This window comes from Lujinxingia vulgaris, assembly GCF_007997015.1.
Lineage (GTDB): Bacteria > Myxococcota_A > Bradymonadia > Bradymonadales > Bradymonadaceae > Lujinxingia > Lujinxingia vulgaris.
This window is the reverse complement of record NZ_VOSM01000004.1, coordinates 296,047-314,864: the sequence shown is the minus strand read 5'-3', so window position 1 is coordinate 314,864 and position 18,818 is coordinate 296,047. Positions and strand designations below refer to the sequence as shown.

Sequence of the window (18,818 nt, the reverse complement as noted above, 5' to 3'; positions counted from 1 at the left end):
ACCGAGGGTCAGGTTTGAAGGCGACCGAGGGTCAGGGAAAGGTGACCAGGTTGGGGATATGGGAGGAGGTTGTGGCGCCGGTCTGGCCGTAGGTGGCGTTGCCCCAGCAGTAGAGCTGGCCGCCGGCCAGCGCGCAGCTGTGGATGTTGCCGCTGGCGATGAGCGAGACGTCTGTGAGCGTGCTCAGAGCGATGGGCTGGTAGGTCGAATCGCCGTCGTGGCCACAGCGCCCGGAGTTGTTGGCGCCGAAGCAGTAGACGATGGCGTCTTTAACGGCGCAGGTGTGCTGGCGGCCGCTGCTCAGGTCGGTGGCGCTGGCGGCGAAGCCTTCGACGGTGTGCAGGGTGTGGTCCTGGACACCGAGCGTGTCGAAGTTGTCGGGGTGGCCGGCCTGGCCGTAGTAGTTGTGGCCCCAGCAGCGGGCGGCGCCGCTGGCGATGGCGCAGGTGGTGTATTCGCCGCCTTCGAGCAGGGTGACGTCGGTTAAGCCGGCGATGGCGGTCGGGGTGGGGTTGTGGGTGTCCTGGCCGAGGTTCTGGTCGTGGCCGAGCTGGCCCTGGCTGTTGTTGCCAAAGCATTTGACCACGCCGTTGTGGAGCGCGCAGGTGTGGTGGCCGCCGGCGCTCACCAGGGTGACGCCAGCGTCGAGACCCTCGGCGGTGATGGGGGTGGGGGTGATGGCGTCGGGGTTGGATTCTCCGGCGGTCCGGGCGTCGCCGAGCGCTCCCAGGCCGTTGTAGCCAAAGCATTTGAGGGCGCCGTTTTGAATGACGCAGGCGTGGATGCTTCCGGCGGCGACGGCGCTTACGCCGGACTCCAGCCCGACGACCGGGGTGGGTGTGGGGTTGGCGCTGTTGGAATCGACCGCTTCGCCGCGGCCCAGCTGACCGAGGCCGCCTTTGCCAAAGCAGAGCAGCGCGCCGTCCTGGACGGCGCAGGTGAAGTCACTTCCGGCGGCCACCGCGCTTACGCCTGACTCCAGCCCGGCGACCAGGGTGGGGGTGTGGTAGAAGCCCGCTTCGTTTGAGGGCTGTCCGAGCTGGCCGTGCGAGTTTCGGCCCCAGCAGTAGAGGGCTTCGTCGTAGATTGCGCAGGTGTGGAAGGTGCCGGCGGCGATGGCGGTGATCGTCGGTTCGGGATCTTCGCTGACGTCGGCGTCGGGATCTTCGGGATCTTCGCTGACGTCGGCGTCGGCAATGACGGCGTCGGCGTGGGGATCTTCGGCGTCTTCGGTGTCGGTTGCGTCGGCGTCTTCGACATCGGTGTTAGCGTTGGCATCTTCGTCGACGTCGGGAGAGGTGGCGTCGAGGTCGGCGTCGTTGGCGTCTTCTTCGGCGTCGGGGAGGTTGCCGGCGTCGAGGTCTGTGTCGTCGGTGACGATGCTCTCAGGCTGGCAGGCGCCGATGTTGCAGACTTCGCCCTCAAAACAGTCGGCGTTGGACTCGCATTGGGAGGAGGTGCAGGCGGCGGTGAGCGCCAGGGTCGTTAACAGGATGAGAATGGCGAACTGGCGAGTCACGGCGGCGGGGAAGAACATCATCCACTCGATCGGGAAGAGGTCATGGGGGCAACATCGGGTTGAGAGTTCTGAGTGATAGGGGGCGAGAGTCGTCGATGCAAGAGTTGCGGTGTTGCGGATTGAGGGGGGCGGAGGCACCGGGAAGGCTGGCGGCGGGCTGGCGCTCGGGATTAAAGGCCCGGAGGCTATCGGTTAGTCGCGGTGTCCGGGGAGGTGCCCGATCCTTGTTAGGTTGTCGCGATCTGAGGGCTGCCCTAGAGTTTGCGGGATGTTGCCGATGTCCTGGCGAGTGTCGGACGACGAGGACTTCAACGATGGTCACGTATGCACGATGAGACAAAGCAGCCGCAGTCGGCCACCGAGGCTGATGATGCCGGGGAGAGCCGCGCGCCGCAGGAAGAGCAGAGCGACGCGAGGGCCGAGGGCTCTTCGGGCGGAGGTGCGGGAGCCGATGTGGGCTCGTCGCTGACGGCGCTTAAGGCGTTGCTCCGGCGCACGGAGCGTGATCTTCGTCGACCGGTGCTTGTGGAAGGGGCGTTGTGGGCGGCGTCGGCGGCGCTGGCTGTGGCGCTCAGCGCGCTGGCGGTTGCGGCGATCTTTGAGACGCAGGGGGCGCTGGTCGCGCGCTGGATCCTGGCGGTGGGGCTGGGGGCGGTGGGGGTGAGCGCTGCGGTGGCTTACGGTCTTTTTCGGGCGCGGCGGCGAGGGGAGCTTGCCAGCGCCAGGATCGTGCAGGCGCACGCCCGGGAGTATCGCAACGATCTGGTGGCGGCGTTGGAGTTCGGGGAGCGTTTGCAGACGCCGGGGGCCGATGAAGATTTGAAGCGTCAGGGGGTGAGCGCGGCGCTTGCCTCGGCGCATGTGCGGCGCACGGCGAAGCGGGCGCTGGCCGGGGCCAGGGAGCAGTCGCTGGCGCATGTGGTTCCGCCGCGTGATCTGCGCGCGCCGGCGGGGGCGACGGCGGTGTTTGCGCTCGTGTTTCTGGGGGTGATGGCCTGGCAGCCGGGGTGGACACTCGGGGTGCTCAGCGGCGACCGGGTGGGGGCGTCGGTGGTGGGTGATCGGGTGCGGGTGCGGCCGATCGTGGGGCAGATCGACGCCATCTTTGTCTACCCTGAGTACACCGGGATGCCGCGCCAGATGGCTCGCCTGGGCTCGGGCTTTGTAGAGACGCTGGAAGGCACGCGGGTGCATCTTCAGCTGGGGCTGTGGCCGGAGGGCTTTGAGAAGGTTGAGCTTGTGCGCCGCTGGCAGGGCGATGATGGCGAGGAGCAGGAGGTGCTCCCGGTTGAGCTCGGGCCGGGGCATCAGGGGAGCGTGAGTCTGACCTTAAAGGAGAGCGGAAGTTACGCGTTTCGGGCGGTGACGGCCGAGGGCGTGCCGGTGGAAGACGGCGTGGAGCGCACCATTCGCGTGGTGGCCGATGCGCCGCCCCAGGTGCGCCTGACCTCGCATCAGCCCGGGCCGGAGCCGCTGATCGTGCAGCCCGATGATGTGCTGGAGCTCTCGGTGGAGGCGCTCGATGATTTCGGGTTGAGCGGGCTGAGTCTTGTGCATCAGTTTGGCGATGATGAGGAGGGGGCGGAGCGTCAGTCGCTGGATCTGGGGGAGCTGGCCTCGAAGCCGCAGGGGGTGGAGCATAGCTTGAGTTTTGATCTGGCGGAGCTGGGGTTGCAGCCCAAAGATCAGGTTTCGATCTATTTTTCGGCCACCGATATCAACACGGTGACCGGTCCGGGGGAGGGGCGCAGTGAGGCGTTGGTGATCTATGTGGAGAGCCCGGAGGACCAGCATCTGCGCAACATCGCCGACCAGCAGGCCTTGCTGGAGGCGTTGCTCTTGCATCTGGCCGATGTGCTGGAGGCGCCGCCCGGGGAGCGGGTGGCCGATGCGGACGGAGGCTATCGCATGGCGGTAGATGCGGGGCTGGATGTGGCCGCGCGCAGCGCGATTTATGAGCAGGGGGTGGCGCACCATCAGGCTCGTGAGTTGATCTTGAGCGAGCTTGAGGGGTTGCGCGAACGGGTGGCCGAAGATCCGATGATGAGCGGGCGAAACGCCGCGCTTTTTGACGGGTTGGCCGAGCAGCTCAAGGGGCTTCAGGCCGAGGGCAGCCGGCTCTGGGAGAGGTTGCAGGCGCGCTCGGAGCGCGGCGACCTGACGATGGGGCATGTGCAGACGCTGGCGGACTTCAGCCTGCAGGTGGAAGACGAGCTGGAGAAGGCGCTCCTGCGTTTTGATGAGCTTCTGGCCCGCCAGAAGATGGAGCTTGTGGAGGCGACGGCCGAAGATCTCAAGGCGATGCGCGAGCGGCTGCGCGAGCTTCTGGAGCAGTACCGCGACACCGAGGATGAAGCGCTCAAGGAGGCGATCAAGCGCGAGGTGCAACGACTTCGCCAGCGTATGGCCGAGTTGATGGCGCGCATGCAGATGCAGATGGAGCAGCTTCCGCAGGATCACGTCAACATGGAGGCGCTCGAGCAGATGCAGATGGAGAGCGAGTCGAAGCAGCTGGGCGATCAGCTGCAGTCGATCGAGGAGCTTCTGGAGAAGGGGGATATCGACGGGGCGCTGGCCGAGCTCGACCGGATGGATGAGCTCATGGAGGGCCTGAACTCGGAGGTGGAGCAGGGGATGGAGCAGGCCGCGCCGCAGGGGATCTCGGAGCTCGACCGGCAGATGGGCGAGTTGATGGAGGAGGTCGGTGAGCTCCAGGAGATGGAGCGGGCGCTGGAGCAGCAGACCCGGGAGGTTGAGGACGCGCTGGCCGAGGAGCGTCGCGAGGCGATCCAGGAGATGGTGGCGCCGGCGGTCGAGGAGCTCTTGCGTAAGGTGGCCGCTCAGGAGCGCGACCTGGGGCGGCTGGAGGGGCTGGCGCTGCCGGTGCGTGATTACGGTCAGGTGGAGTACAACGCCGAGCAGATCGAGCGGCTGCGCGAGACGCTGGAGCAGCAGGATCTGCAGCTGGCCCTGGAGGCGGCCGAGCTCTCGGAGCGGCGGCTGCGGGGGATGCGCAGCACGCTGAGCCTCTCGGAGCGCTATGTTCGCGACGATGCGGAGCGCAGCGCGGTAAGACGCGCGCGCACCACGAGTGACACCATGGCGGGACGTGCCGAGGAGATTGTGGCGCTGCTGCGGGAGTTTAAACAGCAGGCCTCGGAGCAGCGTCAGCAGGAGCAGGGCGATCAGCAAGAGCGTTATGAGGAGCTTGCCGAGCGCCAGCAGCAGGCCCGCGAGAAGGCCGAGGCGTTGCGGGAGAAGGTCGAGCAGACTGGCGAGCGTTTTCCGATGGTGCGCGACCAGGTGATGCCCTCGCTGGAGCAGGCCACCGAGTCGATGCAAGAGGCCGAAGAGCAGCTGCGCCAGGGGGAGGGGCAGCAGGCGCTGGATCGGGAGCGCTCCGCCCTCGATCAGCTCGGGCAGCTTGGCGAGCAGATGCGGCAGGCGATGCAGAAGGAGCGTCGTCAGCAGAGGCGCTCGGGCAACCAGCAGAAGACCGAGAAGGTGGAGATCCCCGGGGAATCGAGCCGGGAGGCTCAGGAGCGGCTGCGTCGCGAGATGATGGAGGGGATGCGCGAGGGGCGGCTTGAGGATTACGACTCGGAGATCGAGCGCTATTACCGGAGCCTGGTCGAGTGAAAGGAGAGCATGTGAGAGAGCGCGCGAAGTTCGTTTGGGTGGCGGTTGTGGCGATGGCTCTGCTGTGGGCGGCGCCGGTGTGGGGGCAGAGCTCGCTGGAGGATTACCGGCAGGCCGAAGCGATGCTTTCGGCCTGGCAGCTCGATGAGGCGCGCGAGGCGATTGACCGGCTCAGCGAGAAAGAGCCGGGGCTGGCGGAGATCGACTATCTGGAGGCGCGCTACGCGTTTTACGACGGCGATTACGAGCGTGCGCTTGAGCGCATCGATAAGGCGCTTGCGGCCCGCGAGGTGGGGAGCTGGCAGGCGCTGCGCGAGATCATCGCGGAGACGATCGCGGTGACCGGGAGTTACGCGCGCCACGTCAGTCCTTCGGGGCGTTTTGAGGTGTATATCGAGCCGGGGCGCGATGAGGTGCTCTTGCCCTATGCGTTTGAGGCGCTGGATGCGGCCTATGAGGAGCTTGGCGAGGAGCTGGGGTATTTTCCCTCGACGCCGATTCGGGTGGAGGTTTACCCGCGGACGGCGACGCTGGCGCAGGTCTCGATGTTGACGGATGAGGAGATTCGCACCTCGGGGACGATCGCGTTGTGCCAGTACAACAGGCTGATGATCACGAGCCCGCGGGCGGTGTTGCGGGGGTACGGGTGGGTGGACACGTTGATTCACGAGTACGTGCATTATGTGATCAACCGCAAGACCTACAATCAGGTGCCGATCTGGATGCACGAGGGGCTGGCGAAGTTCCTGGAGCGGCGCTGGCGCGGCGAGGATGAGGCGCAGTTGTCGGCGAGCTCGGAGCATCTGTTGCATACGCGACTTAAAGCGGATGATTTGATTTCGTTTGAGGCGATGCACCCCTCGATGGCGAAGTTGCCCAGTCAGGAAGATGCGGCGGTGGCTTTTGCGGAGGTGTATACGACGATGGAGTATCTGCGCGAGCGGGTGGGGCCGGGGGCGTTCGGGCAGCTGCTCGATACGATCAATGAGGGGTACGGTGCGCAGGAGGCGTTTGCGCGGGTGCTGGGGACGAGCTGGGCGCGCTTTGAGAAGGATTGGCGGGCGTATCTGCATACGCGGCCGGTGGTGGAGTTCGAGGATGAAGCCGAGCCTTTTGAGGAGCGGCTGGTCTTTGAGGATGAGCGTCGAAGTGGGGAGGAGCTTGAGCAGGTGGGGGCGCCGGGAGCGCAGGATCACATCAAGCTGGGGCAGATGTTTCAGGTGCGCGAGAGGTTCGGTGCGGCGGTGGTGCAGTATGAGAAGGCCACGCGGCTGATCGGCCAGCGCAACCCGGTGCTGCAGGGGCGGCTGGCGCAGAGTCTGATCGCCACTGGCGAGCCGCAGTCAGCAGTGGAGGCGCTCGCCGAGGTGCGGGAGCTCTACCCGGGTTATGTGACGACGTGGCTGGAGCTGGGGAACGCCTATCTGGCGATGGGGGAGTATGAGCGCGCGCGGGAGGCGCTGGAGGAGGCGGCGCGGATCAACCCCTTTGATCCGGGGGTGCATCAGGGCCTGGGGCGGGCGTACTCCGGGTTGGGAGAAGGTGCGCAGGCCGAGCGTGCGCGGGGCGCGGAGCGTCTGCTCCAGTGATTTCAATTATTGGGGGAGTAGGGTGGGGGATGGTGCCGGGGGGGAGGTTTGTGGGACTTCCGGTTGCGTGAAAAGCTGACTCCCGGTCGTGCGGAAATGCTGACTGCCGGTCACGAGAAGTTCAGTGTTTATGCGGTGAAGGGAGGGTTGAGGGCTGACCCCGGGTCGTTGAAAAGCTGACTCCCGGTCGTCGAGAAAGCTGACTCCCGGTCGTTGAAAAAGCTGACTCCCGGTCGTCGAAAAAGGTGACTCCCGGTCGTTGAAAAAGGTGACCCCCGGTCGTTGAAAAGCTGACCCCCGGTCGCCAGGGAAGCGGACCGGGGGGCAGTTGTGTTTCAAGTTTTGAAACGTCGTGAAACGCCAAAAATTACCAGGGGACGACGTTGCGGTGTTCGGCCAGGCCGCCCCAGTGGCCGGCGCCGATGACGGCGAAGGAGGCCACCCACCAGAGCAGGCCACCGAAGCGGCGCCAGTCGGCGATGTTGTGGCGGGTGCCGTAGTCGTAGCTGAAGGCGGCTAACGCGATGACGGAGAAGGCGGTGATGCCGAGCAGGCGGTGGTGGGAGAGGTCGTCGGAGCCGCCGGAGAAGCCGCCGGCGATCAGGCCGGAGATGATGGCCAGGGCGGTCATGGCGAGGTTGAACCAGCCGCCCCAGCGCAGCGGGGGGATGAGCGTGGGGGGCTCATCGTTGCGGATGGCGAAGGTGGCAGCGGCGGCCAGGGCCATCGAGAGGACGATGGGGAAGTGCAGGGAGAGGTGGTGGAGAAAGGAGGGCCACATGGTCAACTCCCCCGGTGCACGAAGGCGATGGTGACGCCGTCGCCGCCTTCCTCGCGCTCTCCGCGGCGGAACTCGCGCACGTAGCGGGACTGGGGGAGGTGACCACGCACCGCGCGTTTCAGCGCCCCGGTGCCGTGTCCGTGGATGATGTAGACGCCTTCGATGTTCTGGAGGTAGGCGCTGTCTAAGAAGAGGTCGAGTTTGTCGAGGGCCTCATCGGCGCGCATGCCGCGCAGGTCGACGGAGTTGTCGGAGGTCTGGGGCAGGAGCACCGCGTCGCCGGAGGGGGATGCGGTCGGGCCGTGGGCTGTGCGTCGGGAGGAGCCTGAGGAGGTGGGGCGGCCGCGGCGGTGGTTGCGGCGCTCGGACTCGCTGACGTGGAAGAGGTCGGCGGTGTTGACGTTGACCTTGAGATCGCCCAGCTGCACGCGAGCCTGGGAGTCGCCCTGGGTGTATTGCAGGACCTGTCCGGCGCGTTTGAAGGGGCGGCAGTAGACGGTCATGCCCTCTTCGAGCTCGTCGGGGTTGACGGGGCTTAGGCCCTCGGGGCCGGAGCGCGGGGGGCGGGTTTTTTCCTGGGTTTTTTCAACGGTGTCTTCGGCCGCTTTGAGGCGCTTTTGCATGGCCTGAAGTTCTTGTTCGGTGCGGTCGCCGGCCTCGACGGTCTTCTGGCTTTTGAGCGTTTTGAGCTCCTGGCGGATGCGCTCTCGGGCCTGGCGCAGATCTTCGCGAAGTTTGCGGGTTTCGCCAAAGAGCTGGTCGCGATCTTTTTGAAGAAGCTCGGCGTACTTCTTTTTGTAGCGGGCGGCGCGGGTCTCGGCTTCCTGGCGGGTCTGGCGCAGGCGATCTTTTTCGAGATGAAGCTCGCGGACCTGATCTTCGAGGCTCTCTAAGACCTCTTCGACGCTGTGGTGGTCCTGTCCCTCCAGGATGGCCAGGGCGCGGTCGATGAGGGGCTGCTCCATGCCCAGTCGTGCGGCGATGCGCACGGCGAAGGAGCTCCCGGGGATGCCCATGGTCATCTGGTAGGTGGGGCTGAGCGAGTCGAGGTCAAAGCCCATCGACGCGTTGGCAAAATGCTCGCTCTGGTAGGCCAGGGTTTTGAGGCCTTCGAGGTGGGTGGTGACCACCGTGGTGGTGCCGCGGCTGGCGAGGTTTTCGAGGAGCGAGACGGCCAGGGCGGCGCCCTGCATGGGGTCGGTGCCGACGAAGAGCTCATCGAGGAGCACCAGCGAGCGGGGGCCGCAGCAGTCGAGGAAGCGGTTGATGTTGGTGACGTGGCCGGAGAAGGTGCTCAGGTCACGCTCAATGGACTGTTCATCGCCCACGTCGGTGTAGATCTGCTCGAAGAGGGGGATGGCGCTGCCCTCATCGGCGGGGATGGGCAGGCCGTGGCGGACCATCATGGCGAGCAGGCCGGTGGTTTTGAGCGAGACGGTTTTGCCGCCGGTGTTGGGGCCGGAGACAATGAGCACGCGGCGAGGCGGGGTGATGGCGATGTCGTTGGGTACGGTCTCGTTGTGGGGGCGGCCGTCGGGGAGCTCGCTGGCGAGTTTGAGGAAGAGCAGGGGGTGGCGGGCCTGACGAAGTTCCAGTTCGCCGTCGGTAAGCGTGGGGACGGTGGCGCGAAGTTTGCGGCCGAGACGCGCGCAGGCCAGGACCACATCGAGGTAGGCCAGGATCTCGACGTTACGGAAGAGGGTGGTGGCATGCGTGGCGACCAGCCCGGAGAGGCGTTTGAGGATGCGCTCTTCTTCGTCGGCCAGCTCGATCTGGGCCCAGCGCAGCTGGTTGTTGAGCTCAACGAGCTCGGTGGGCTCAATGAAGAGGGTCTGGCCGCTGGCGGAGTAGTCGTGGACGATGCCCGGGACGTGGCCCCTGGCGCCGGCGCGGATGGGGATGACGTAGCGGTCGTCGCGCACGGTGACGTAGTCGTCGCGCAGGGCGTGGTCGAGCTCGCGGGACTTGAGCAGGCGGTCGGCGCTGGAGGTGATGCGGTCTTGCTGGTTTTGCACCGCGCGGCGAAGTCGTCCCAGGTCGGGGCTGGCCTGGTCGGAGAGGCGTCCGCCGGGCTCAATGGCGTAGGCCAGGGTGGAGCGAAGATCGCTTAAGGGATCGACCAGGGCGCCGATGAGGCTCAGCGCCGGAAGTTCTTGCGTGCGGCTGGAGAAGTAGCGGGCGACGCGGGCGGCCACATCGCAGTTGCGGGAGATGGCTTCGAGATCTTCGGCGCGCAGGGCGCCCTGGCGGGTGACGTGCTGCAGGGCGCGGCGGATCTCGCGCAGACCGCCCAGCGGGGGGGCGTCGTCGGTTTCGAGCAGGGCCATCAGTTCGGCGCACTCGTTGAGGCGGCGCTCGATCAGGGGGGCGGCGGGCAACGGGCGCAGCTCCTCGATGAGGAATTGTCCCTCGGGGGTGCGGGCCAGGCGGTGGAGCTCTTCGAGGAGTTCGGGCCATTGCAGATCGCGCAGCGACTTTTTGGGGATGTCGCGCTCGGTGTCGGCGGGCTCTTCGATCAGCGGGAGCAGCGTGACTTTGAGCAGGCGCGCGGCGTCGGGGGGAAGTTGATCGAGGATGGCGTCGCAGGCCAGCGAAGGGGAGGGGGAGTTCTCAGAGGTCATATCGAAGCTTAGGAGCGCTTGGGAGCGAGGTAGGGAGAGGTCGTGAGTCGTGTCTACTGGGCGGGGGCGGTGGGCAAAAAGACGCGCACGCGGGTTCCTTTGCCGGGGGTGGAGTCGACGGTGATGTCGCCGTCCATGCCGGCGACAAGGCCCTGGCAGACAAAGAGTCCCAGGCCGGCGCCATCGCCGATGCCCTGGGTGGTGAAGAAGGGCTCGAAGGCCCGGGAGAGGATGTCTTCGCCCATTCCGCGTCCGTTGTCACGGATCTCGAGCAGCACGAAGCCGGGGCGATCGCTGAGTTTGAGGGTGACGTCGATGCGGGCCTGGTCGGGGCTGAGGTGGCTGACGGCGTCGGCGGCGTTGTCGATGAGGTTCCAGATGATCTGGACGACGCCGATCTCGCTGGCCCAGACCTGGGGGACGTCTTCGATGTGGGTGTGAATGCGGGCGAGCGGGTGGACGCGGGGCTCGGCGCGGCGAAGCGCCCAGGTGGTCAGGCGGGCCATGTCCAGGTGTTCGGCGCGGCTCTGGGCGGCGTCGGAGAAGGAGCGCAAGTCGTCGATGATGGAGCGTACGCGGTCGATGCCGGTCTGAACTTTGAAGATGGCCTGCTGGACGTCGTCGACGGCTTCGGTGACGACGTGATCGGTGGCGTAGGCCTGGTGGATGGCGACGAGCTCTTCGGTGACGAACTCGAGGTTGGCGAGCACGATGGCCAGGGGGTTGTTGATCTCGTGTGCGACACCGGCCGCGAGGCTTCCGACGGCGGCCATTTTGCTGGTGGTGAGCACGCGCTGGCGCAACCTGTGGAGGTCGGTGACGTCGAAGAGGGCGCCGTCGAGGTAGGTGATCTGGTCGACGCCGGCGTAGACCGCGCGGCCGCGCTCCCAGATGTGGCGGGTGGAGCCGTCGGTGTGGATCATGCGGTAGTGCAGGTCGAAGGCTTTATGGCGAGCGACGGCGCTGGCGACTTCGCGTTTGACGTAGGCGCGGTCCTCGGGGTGGGTGACCTGGTCGAGGCTTGTGTGATGCTCGAGAAAGTCCTTTGCGGGGCGTCCGACGAGCTCTTCGATGCGCTCGGAAACAAAGATGGCGCTCCAGTCGTCGTCCATGCGGCAGCGGTAGACGACGCCGGGGAGGTTTTCGACCAGGGCGCGGAAGCGCTGCTCGCTCTGGCGCAGGTTGTTGCGCTCGCGGAAGGTGGCGGTGATGTCGCGCAGGATGACCAGGGCGCGCTCGGCGCTGATAGGGGTGATGCGGGCCTCGATGCTGGCCAGGTTATGCTCGTGAGGGACCAGGCACTCCAGGGTGATGGGCTGCTGGAGGGTGAGGGCGTCGGTGAGCGCGGTGTGGATGCGCTCGGCGGTGGCGCGGGGCAGAAGATCGCGCAGGGGCTGGTCCTGCAGGGTTTGCGGAGGGTTGGCGATCACATCTTCGGGGCTGCCGGCGTGATGGGCGCAGATATGGGCGTGGGCGTCGAGCTCGAGGATCAGATCGGGGAGCGCGGCGAGGATGGTGGAGGCGTCGGCCGGTCCAGCGGCCTCGGAGATGTCCGTGTCGGGATGTTTGCGGGCAGGCATGATGAGCTCGCGAAGAGGCGTTGTCCGAGGCGGGCCGGTGGGGCTCAGGGAGCGGGCGCGACGCTGAATCCGGTCGGGGGCAGGTCCGGGGCACGCTCAAAAGCTATGGTAGCCGGTATGGTTGCAGAAAGTCGAGGTGACCGAGAGGTTAGTCGCCGGCGATTGGGGGTCAGGCGTTGGGGTAGGTGCGGCCGGCCCAGGTGAGCTGGCCGCGCAGGGTCTGTCGATATGAGTTTAAGGCGATCGCGATCAGCGCCAATACACCCAGGGGGTGAAGCAAAACGCTTAAAGGAGGGTGGGAGAAGCGCACCGCGAGCAGGGTGCGGTAGACGAGGTTGAGCGCGACGGCAGCGATGAGTGGTGTGGTCAGGGGGGCAAGCGAGGGGATGATTGGGGTGAGGGGGAGGAGGATAAAGGGGAGCACGAAGGCGCAGAAGTAGAGGGCGATGACCAGCAGCAGCAGCGCGGGGTTTTTGCCCATGCCGGGGTAGATGTTTTTGGTAAACCCCTCCCAGACCGAGGGGGCGTCGCGGTACATGCGGCATTGCGCCAGGTGGGTGCCGTCGGCAAAGGCGACGGTGAGGCCGGCTTCTTTGGCGCGGCGGCCGAAGGCCATATCGTCGACCAGGGCGTCGCGGATGGCCTCAAAACCGCCGATGCGATCGTAGGCCTCGCGGGTGCACATGAGGATCTGGCCGTTCATGGCCAAAAAGTCGGCGCGGCGGCTGTGGGGGATGAGCAAAAGGGGCAGCCAGCTCAAGTACGTAAGGTGGAGCAGGGGCAAGATGAGGTGCTCGAAGAAGGAGCCTGTGACCTGGGCGGGCACGGCGCTGACGACGTCGGCGTTGTAGCGTTGTTGCCAGGCGGCAAGGCCGGTGAAGGCGTCGGGGAGAAGTCGCACGTCGGCGTCGATGAAGAGGAGGTTGGGGTGGTTGGCGTGGCTGGCGAGCTGGTGGCAGGCGTGGCATTTGCCGGCCCAGCCGGCGGGGAGCGGCCGGGCTTCGGGCAGGCGCAGGGTGGGGATTTCGCTGGCGAGCGTGCGGAGGATCTCGGAGGTGCGGTCGGTGGAGTGGTCGTCGTAGACGATGATTTCGAGCTGCAGCCCGGGGTGAGCGGCCGCTGCGGCGGCGACGCTGCGGACGCAGTCTTCGATGTTGGCCTCTTCGTTGCGGGCCGGGATGAGCACGGAGATCGCAGGCGGCGGTGCGGACGCCTGGAGGCGGCGCGGCCAGGTCAGCAGGTTGAAGATGCCGATTAAGGTGGCCAGGGCGATGGGAGCCAGGATCAGGGAGGTCAGGAGCACGGCTGGCCTGCGGGGAGAGCAGAGGAGATGAAAACCACGTCGAAACTACAGCGGCAAGATGGACTCTGTGTGTGAGAAGTCCAGCGCGAAGTGGCGAAGAGGGTGGGCGGCAGGGGCAATCGCAAAGTCCCACAAGGTTTTTTTATGGAGAACCCACCCAATCCGTAGGGAGGGGGCTTGTGCCCCTCCGGAACTCCCAGGGCGGGGACCCACAAGGGGTCCCCCTACGGTGGCGGATGGTGGGGACCCACTTTGCGATTGCCCTGGAGGGTGGGCGGCCGGGGGTGTTGCCGCGGGTGCGCATCGGGTAGAGAGAAGAGGGTTGAGGGAAGCAGGGGATGCGTATCAGGCGAGGTCGGTTGTGGTTGAGGTTCGAGAGATTCGGGGCAGGACGAAGCCCGGGCGGCTGCGGATGCTGGATCGTTTTGTGGTCGGGCATCTCCTCGGTGGAGGGCCTGGCGAGGGGCCGGGGCTTGCGGTGGACGTGGGGTTTGGGGAGGAGGGTTGGACGACCCGGGAGTTGTATGAGGCGCTTCGGCAGAGCGGGATGGTCTGTGATGTGGTGGGGGTGGAAGTTGAGCCGATGCGGGTCGAGAAGGCGCAGGAGGTGGCCTGTGAGGGGCTTCGATTTGTGGAGGCCGGCTTTGATTTGAAGCCGGTGGTGTGGCGAGAGGCCGGGCTTGTGCGGGCGATGAACGTGCTGCGGCAGTACGGACCTCATGAAGTTGAGGAGGCGCACAGGTCCTGGGGGGAGGTGTTGGGCGAGGGGGGCTATCTGGTGGAGGGGACGTGTGATGGGGAGGGGGCGATTGGCTCGGCGCATGTGTTGCGGAAGGATCGGGGGGAGGTGAAGAAGGTGGGGCTTGTGCTGTGGACGGATTTTTCAAAAGGGTTTGGTCCCTGGATGTTTCGGGACTGGTTGCCGGCGGATCTTCGGCGAAGTTTGAAGGCGGGTCGGCAGGTGGAGGGGGTGGAGATGTACGGGTTTTTGCAGAGGTGGGCGGAGCTTGCGGCGGATGCTCGCGGGGAGGGGGTGTGTGAGAATCGCGAGGTGTTTGAGAGATCGCTGCGGTGGCTGGCCCAGGAGTACGGGGAGTTGGAGGAAGGTCGGGCGTTGTGGGGGGAGGGGATTGTGGTTGTGGGTGGGGCGTGTGGGTGATTTTTTTGGTCAGGGTGAAAGATGTTGTTTTTCAATGATTTGCGATTGTTTCAGTAAGAAGGGAGAGTGACCGAGGGTCAGGTTTTGCGATGTTGTGAGGATGACCGAGGGTCAGGTTTTGCGATGTTGTGAAGGTGACCGAGGGTCAGGTTTTGCGATGTTGTGAGAGTGACCGAGGGTCAGGTTTTGCGATGTTGTGAGAGTGACCGGGGGTCAGGTTTTGCGATGTTGGGAGAGTGACCGGGGGTCAGGTTTTGAGGTTCGGGTTCGCGAGCGGAGCGGTTGAGGATGGACGAAAAGCGTGGTGCAGAAGGGCGGATTCTGGTGAGCGCGTGTTTGCTCGGCAAAGAGGTGCGCTACGACGGGCGCGCGTCGAGGGTGGGGGAAGATCAGGGGCGGCGCTGGTTGCGGCAGATGCAGGAGGAGGGGCGCGTGGTGATGGTCTGCCCGGAGGTCTCAGGGGGGCTGGGTGTGCCCCGGCCGCCGGCTGAGCTTGTGGGTGGGGATGGCGAGGCGTTCTGGCGGGGGGAGGCGCGGGTTGTGACGCGCGATGGTGAAGATGTGAGCGCGGCGTTTGCCCGGGGGGCAGAGGTGGCGCTGGAGCTTGCGCAGCGTCACGGGGTGTGCGCGGCGGTGCTCAAAGCACGCAGCCCCTCGTGTGGAGGGGCTGCGGTGTATGACGGGAGTTTTGAGGGGCGCCTGGTGGCCGGTCAGGGGGTGAGCGCGGCGCTGTTGCGGCGGGCCGGCATCCAGGTCTTCAGCGAGGAGGAGCTGGACGCGGCTCGCCGCTTTGTGGAGCGCGGCGGCGCCGCGCCGCGCTGAGGCTCAGACGCTTTGCCCGCTGGGGCCGCTCTTGATGAGCTGCAGCTCAAACTGCCCGACAGATTCGCCGCCGAAGCTGGTGACGACGACTTTGTAGGTGCCCGGGGTGAGCTGGCGGTTGATGCGGGAGTCGGTGGTCTGACCGTTGTCGTCGTTCTCTTCGATAAGCTGGTTATTTTCGTCGACGAGCACCAGGTAGGTGTCGAAGGCGTCGGATCGAAGATCGATCTGGACCTGGGAGGTCTCGGTGACCTCAAGGGTGTAGACCTTGCCGACGCCGGGGCGGTTGGGCAGGCCGCCGTCGGCGGGGAGGATGAAGCTGGAGAAAGAGTCGCCGGGGGTCACCGCGGTGCGGTCATCGAGGGTGATGTGCTCGGTGGTCAGCGAGTAGGGCCCGGAGGGGCGATTGGCGATGGAGCTTGCGACCAGGGTGTAGTCGCCGGCTTCGAGCTGCTGGACGATGCGGGGGTTGAGTGCGCCGGCGGAGTCGTCGTCTTCAGCCACCACGCGCCCGTTGCTGTCGAGCAGGTAGAGGTAGGCGTCGAAGGAGGAGGTCTCCATCTGCAGGTTAACCGCGCCGGCCTCATCGAGGGTGAAGGGGAAGGCGAAGCCCGGGCGGCTGGCCGCGCCATGAACCGTCGGTGCCAGGCCGTAGATGCCCCGGTAGGGCTCGCCGAAGATGAACTTCTCGGAGATCTGGGCGTTTTCGGTGACAACGTCGAGGATAAAGGCGCCCTGGCCCTGGCCCTGATAGGAGTTGACCAAGATCTGGTAGGTGCCGGCCGGGAAGAGCGAGAGGATGCGGGAGTTGGTGGAGGCGGAGGCGACCTGGTCGCTGGCGTCGTCGTTTTCGGCCAGGATTTGGGAGGTCTCGGCGTCGAGGACGCTTAAGTAGGTGTCAAACTCGGTGGAGCGTGCGCTGATGTTGAGGAGCGCTTCTTCTTCGAGGGTCAGCGTGTAGGAGGCCGCCGGCACGCCGCTGATGGGGTGGGCGTTCATGCCCTGGAAGAGAAAGCCGGTGGCTGAGCCGGGGAGCTCGACGTCTTCCTCCATGGCGAGCAGTGAGGTCTCTAAAGAGAAGCTGCCGCTGCCGCCGGGGCTCTGGCTGGAGAGGACGATGAGGTAGGTGCCGGCAGTGGGGGCCTGGGCGATGAGGCGGGCCTGGGCGTCGGCGCCGGGCTGGTTGAGGGTGGTGGCCAGCGGGGTGTAGTCGGGGGCGAAGACGGTGAGCGCGGGGCTAAATCCGTTGGCGGTGGACTTGACGCGCAGGACCTGGCCGGCGTCGAGGTCGACGGCGTAGGTGGTGTAGCGGGCGCCGTTGTTGGGGCTGATGAGTCCGGAGGCGCTCAGGGTGCCCGAGGCGCTGGCGTCGGCACCGATGGAGCTGAGATCGTCGGTGAGGAAGGGGCCGGAGGAGGAGGCGCAGGCGGCGCTGAGCGAGGTGCAGAGCGTCAGCGAGAGGCCGAGCAGTGAGTTTTTAGCGAGACGCGAAGACAGGGAGAGGGACACAGCGAACTCCAGGGTACAAATCCAGTTAACGGAAGCAAATGGCCATCGAGGAGGAGGACTATAGTTGAGGATGCGCGCGGGTTAAAGGGGGGAAGGGGGGGATTCGTTATGACGATGGCAGGGCGTTGAAAAGTGGTTAATTTTTCCCAACTTACGAGGGTGGAAGATACAAGTAAGGGGGCGCGATGGAGCCGTTGGGCTGGCTTTGGGTGGGGTTGGGTCTCGTGTTGCTGGTGGGCGCGGTGGTCGATCTGTTCTGGACGACGCTGTGGCAAGACGGGGGGGCCGGACCGCTGACCACGCGTCTGGGGGCGGGGCTGTGGTGGATGGGGCGCTCGACGCTGGGCGAGCTTGCGGGGGTGCGCCTGAGCTTGATGGGACCCTTTATTCTGCTGGCGACGGTGATGATGTGGATGGTGATGTTCTGGTTGGCGTGGGTGTTTTTGCTCAGCGCGAGCCCGGTGTTGCTGGCGCCGGCGTTCGGAGAAGACGGCGTGGCGAGCTGGCCGGAGCGATTCTATTACGTGGGGTCGGCGTTTTTTACGCTGGGCAACGGCGACTATCAGGCAGCGGGAGGGTTCTGGCAGATAAGCTCGGTGTTATGTGCGGGAAGCGGGATGCTGATGATCACGCTCTCGATCAGCTACGTCATCGCGGTGCTCTCGGCGGTGGTCACTCGCCGGCGGCTGGCGACACAGATTTTTGCGATCGGCTCCACGCCGGAGCAGTGGGTGCTCAACGCCTGGGATGGGGAGAGTCTGGAGGAGAGCAACGGGGTGTTGCCGGCGATCTCGGAGTTGTTGACGCAGGTCACCGAGGAGCAGCTGGCGTACCCGGTAGTCCACTATTACCACACCGATGCCCCCTACAAGGCGATGCCCCTGGCGGTGGCGATGTTTGATGAGGGGTTGACGCTTATCGAGTGCGGGGTTGAGGAGAGCTGCCGGCCGGGGCGGCTGACGATGCTCCTGGCGCGCAACAGTGTGCAGCGCTACCTGAGCACCCTGCGGGAGGGGTGGATCACGCCGGAGCAGCCGATGCCGGAGTTTCCCAACCTTGAGGAGCTGCGGGAGTCGGGGATGTCGACGATGGATGACGTCTTCTTTGGGGCGCAGGTCCATCAGCTGGAGCGGCGCCGAAAGATGTTGCGGGGAGCGGTCGAGCACGACGGGTGGTGCTGGGAGGATCTTCGACGGGTGGGGCGCTCGGTGGCCAGCGGTGGGGCGACGGAGTGAGGGTCGCCGGTGCCGGAATGGCCTGACCCCCGGTCTCCTGCCCCCCGGTCGCCGAGATAGGGGACGACCGGGGGTTAAGCGGCAATCAGAGTCTGGGGGGCAGGGGTTCGGATTGATGTTCGCCGCGGATGCGGTTCCAACCAAAGCGGATGGCGTCGCGGAAGAGGGGCCAGGGGCCGGTCTCGCGGGTCTCCCAGCTCTGGTGGGCCATGGGCTCGACCTGATCCCAGGTGTTGTTTTCGTAGCGGGGCTCTTCGGCCAGGGCCACGCCGTAGCGGTAGGCCAGGGCGAAGTCTTCGTAGGCGTAGCGGCTGTCGGCGAAGTTGCGCTGGTAGTGCTCGCGGAAGCTGCTGTCGAAGCGCGAGACGTCGTTGCGGGCTGCGGGGCGCTCGGCGGTACCGGCGACGGTGGAGCTGCCGGCGAGTCGGGGCTCGTGGGTGGTGCTCTGTGTGCCGGAGGTCACCTCGGAGCTGTGGGGGATATGCGGTGAGGATTGGGCGCTGGTCACGCCGGAGGCGGGGCGGTCGGTGCGGGAGGGATGCTCATCGTGCAAGGACGAGGTGGAGATGCCCTCGGAGGTGGCGCTCTCGATGATGCCGCCGGTGTGTTTCTGGCCGAGTTTTTGACGGGAAGTGGGGTGGCCGGCGTAGGCGCGCCTGTCCATGATCTGGCGGGCGGAGTGGGCCAGGGTGTCGTCGTCGAGATCGACGATGAGCAGGTCGTAGCCCTGGCGCACACCGCTGGCGTAGCGGCGGGCTTCGGTCTCCGAGATGCCGCGTTCGGTGAGCTTCTCCAGGGACTCTCGGGCGTCTTTCTGGCTGTCCTCTCGCCCCGAAAAGAGGCCTTTGAAGATGCCGCTGTGGTCGGTGCCGGGGGAGGCGATATGGTCGATGTGAAGGCCTTTGATGCCGGCGTCTTTGAGTTCGTCGATGGTGTCGTTGGCGCGCTCTTTGTTTTCGTAGAGGGCGAGTATGAGGGTGTGCATAAGTGCCTCAAAAGATTGGGGAAGTTTTGTTTTGTGGGCGCTCTTTGGAGCTGTTGGGCTAAATGTGTGCGCGGTG

Annotated in this window: 12 protein-coding genes; 5 read left to right on the top strand and 7 right to left on the bottom strand. The window is 65.9% G+C overall.

The genetic code is table 11. From position 1 onward, the window contains the following. Window positions 1-31 precede the first annotated feature (31 nt). Window positions 32-1,537: an RCC1 domain-containing protein gene (locus tag FRC98_RS10550; RefSeq protein ID WP_146981375.1), complete on the bottom strand. Its 1,506-nt coding sequence runs from the start codon at window positions 1,535-1,537 to the stop codon at window positions 32-34. Between the two features lie 306 nt (window positions 1,538-1,843). Between FRC98_RS10550 and FRC98_RS10545 the strand changes: the two genes are divergently transcribed. Further along, complete coding sequence (locus FRC98_RS10545; protein ID WP_146981374.1) at window positions 1,844-5,158, top strand: DUF4175 family protein; 3,315 nt, start codon at window positions 1,844-1,846, stop codon at window positions 5,156-5,158. An 11-nt stretch (window positions 5,159-5,169) separates the two neighbouring features. Beyond that, window positions 5,170-6,747, top strand: coding sequence for a peptidase MA family metallohydrolase (locus tag FRC98_RS10540; RefSeq protein WP_146981373.1), 1,578 nt, complete (start codon window positions 5,170-5,172; stop codon window positions 6,745-6,747). A gap of 367 nt (window positions 6,748-7,114) precedes the next feature. Here FRC98_RS10540 and FRC98_RS10535 read toward each other — a convergent pair whose 3' ends face one another. The 4 genes from FRC98_RS10535 to FRC98_RS10520 form a co-directional block, all read right to left on the bottom strand. Beyond that, the gene (locus tag FRC98_RS10535) at window positions 7,115-7,528 is read right to left on the bottom strand and encodes a hypothetical protein (RefSeq protein ID WP_146981372.1); all 414 of its coding nucleotides are present in this window, start codon (window positions 7,526-7,528) and stop codon (window positions 7,115-7,117) included. A 2-nt stretch (window positions 7,529-7,530) separates the two neighbouring features. After that, a complete protein-coding gene (locus FRC98_RS10530; protein ID WP_146981371.1) occupies window positions 7,531-10,149 on the bottom strand; it encodes an endonuclease MutS2 in 2,619 nt (872 codons plus the stop codon). A gap of 53 nt (window positions 10,150-10,202) precedes the next feature. Next, window positions 10,203-11,729: an ATP-binding protein gene (locus FRC98_RS10525; protein WP_146981370.1), complete on the bottom strand. Its 1,527-nt coding sequence runs from the start codon at window positions 11,727-11,729 to the stop codon at window positions 10,203-10,205. Window positions 11,730-11,898: 169 nt separating this feature from the next. Beyond that, complete coding sequence (locus tag FRC98_RS10520; protein WP_146981369.1) at window positions 11,899-13,032, bottom strand: glycosyltransferase family 2 protein; 1,134 nt, start codon at window positions 13,030-13,032, stop codon at window positions 11,899-11,901. Window positions 13,033-13,393: 361 nt separating this feature from the next. Between FRC98_RS10520 and FRC98_RS10515 the strand changes: the two genes are divergently transcribed. Together FRC98_RS10515 and FRC98_RS10510 are read left to right on the top strand one after the other, a co-directional pair. Then, window positions 13,394-14,191, top strand: a complete 798-nt coding sequence (locus tag FRC98_RS10515) for a methylase (RefSeq protein ID WP_146981368.1) — start codon at window positions 13,394-13,396, stop codon at window positions 14,189-14,191. A gap of 288 nt (window positions 14,192-14,479) precedes the next feature. Beyond that, window positions 14,480-15,013, top strand: coding sequence for a 2-thiouracil desulfurase family protein (locus FRC98_RS10510; RefSeq protein WP_146981367.1), 534 nt, complete (start codon window positions 14,480-14,482; stop codon window positions 15,011-15,013). A 3-nt stretch (window positions 15,014-15,016) separates the two neighbouring features. Here FRC98_RS10510 and FRC98_RS10505 read toward each other — a convergent pair whose 3' ends face one another. Then, window positions 15,017-16,522: a DVUA0089 family protein gene (locus FRC98_RS10505; protein WP_146981366.1), complete on the bottom strand. Its 1,506-nt coding sequence runs from the start codon at window positions 16,520-16,522 to the stop codon at window positions 15,017-15,019. Window positions 16,523-16,716: 194 nt separating this feature from the next. On the opposite strand from FRC98_RS10505, the gene FRC98_RS10500 reads away from it, so the two are divergent. Then, a complete protein-coding gene (locus tag FRC98_RS10500) occupies window positions 16,717-17,757 on the top strand; it encodes a hypothetical protein (RefSeq protein WP_146981365.1) in 1,041 nt (346 codons plus the stop codon). Window positions 17,758-17,842: 85 nt separating this feature from the next. On the opposite strand, the gene FRC98_RS10495 is transcribed toward FRC98_RS10500, so the two are convergent. Further along, window positions 17,843-18,742, bottom strand: coding sequence for a hypothetical protein (locus FRC98_RS10495; RefSeq protein ID WP_146981364.1), 900 nt, complete (start codon window positions 18,740-18,742; stop codon window positions 17,843-17,845). Window positions 18,743-18,818: the final 76 nt, after the last annotated feature.

Coding starts and splice junctions, on each gene's coding strand:
- FRC98_RS10550 (WP_146981375.1), bottom strand. CDS start 1,537: ATGTTCTTCCCCGCCGCCGTGACTCGCCAGTTCGCCATTCTCATCCTG.
- FRC98_RS10545 (WP_146981374.1), top strand. CDS start 1,844: ATGCACGATGAGACAAAGCAGCCGCAGTCGGCCACCGAGGCTGATGAT.
- FRC98_RS10535 (WP_146981372.1), bottom strand. CDS start 7,528: ATGTGGCCCTCCTTTCTCCACCACCTCTCCCTGCACTTCCCCATCGTC.
- FRC98_RS10530 (WP_146981371.1), bottom strand. CDS start 10,149: ATGACCTCTGAGAACTCCCCCTCCCCTTCGCTGGCCTGCGACGCCATC.
- FRC98_RS10525 (WP_146981370.1), bottom strand. CDS start 11,729: ATGCCTGCCCGCAAACATCCCGACACGGACATCTCCGAGGCCGCTGGA.
- FRC98_RS10510 (WP_146981367.1), top strand. CDS start 14,480: ATGGACGAAAAGCGTGGTGCAGAAGGGCGGATTCTGGTGAGCGCGTGT.
- FRC98_RS10495 (WP_146981364.1), bottom strand. CDS start 18,742: ATGCACACCCTCATACTCGCCCTCTACGAAAACAAAGAGCGCGCCAAC.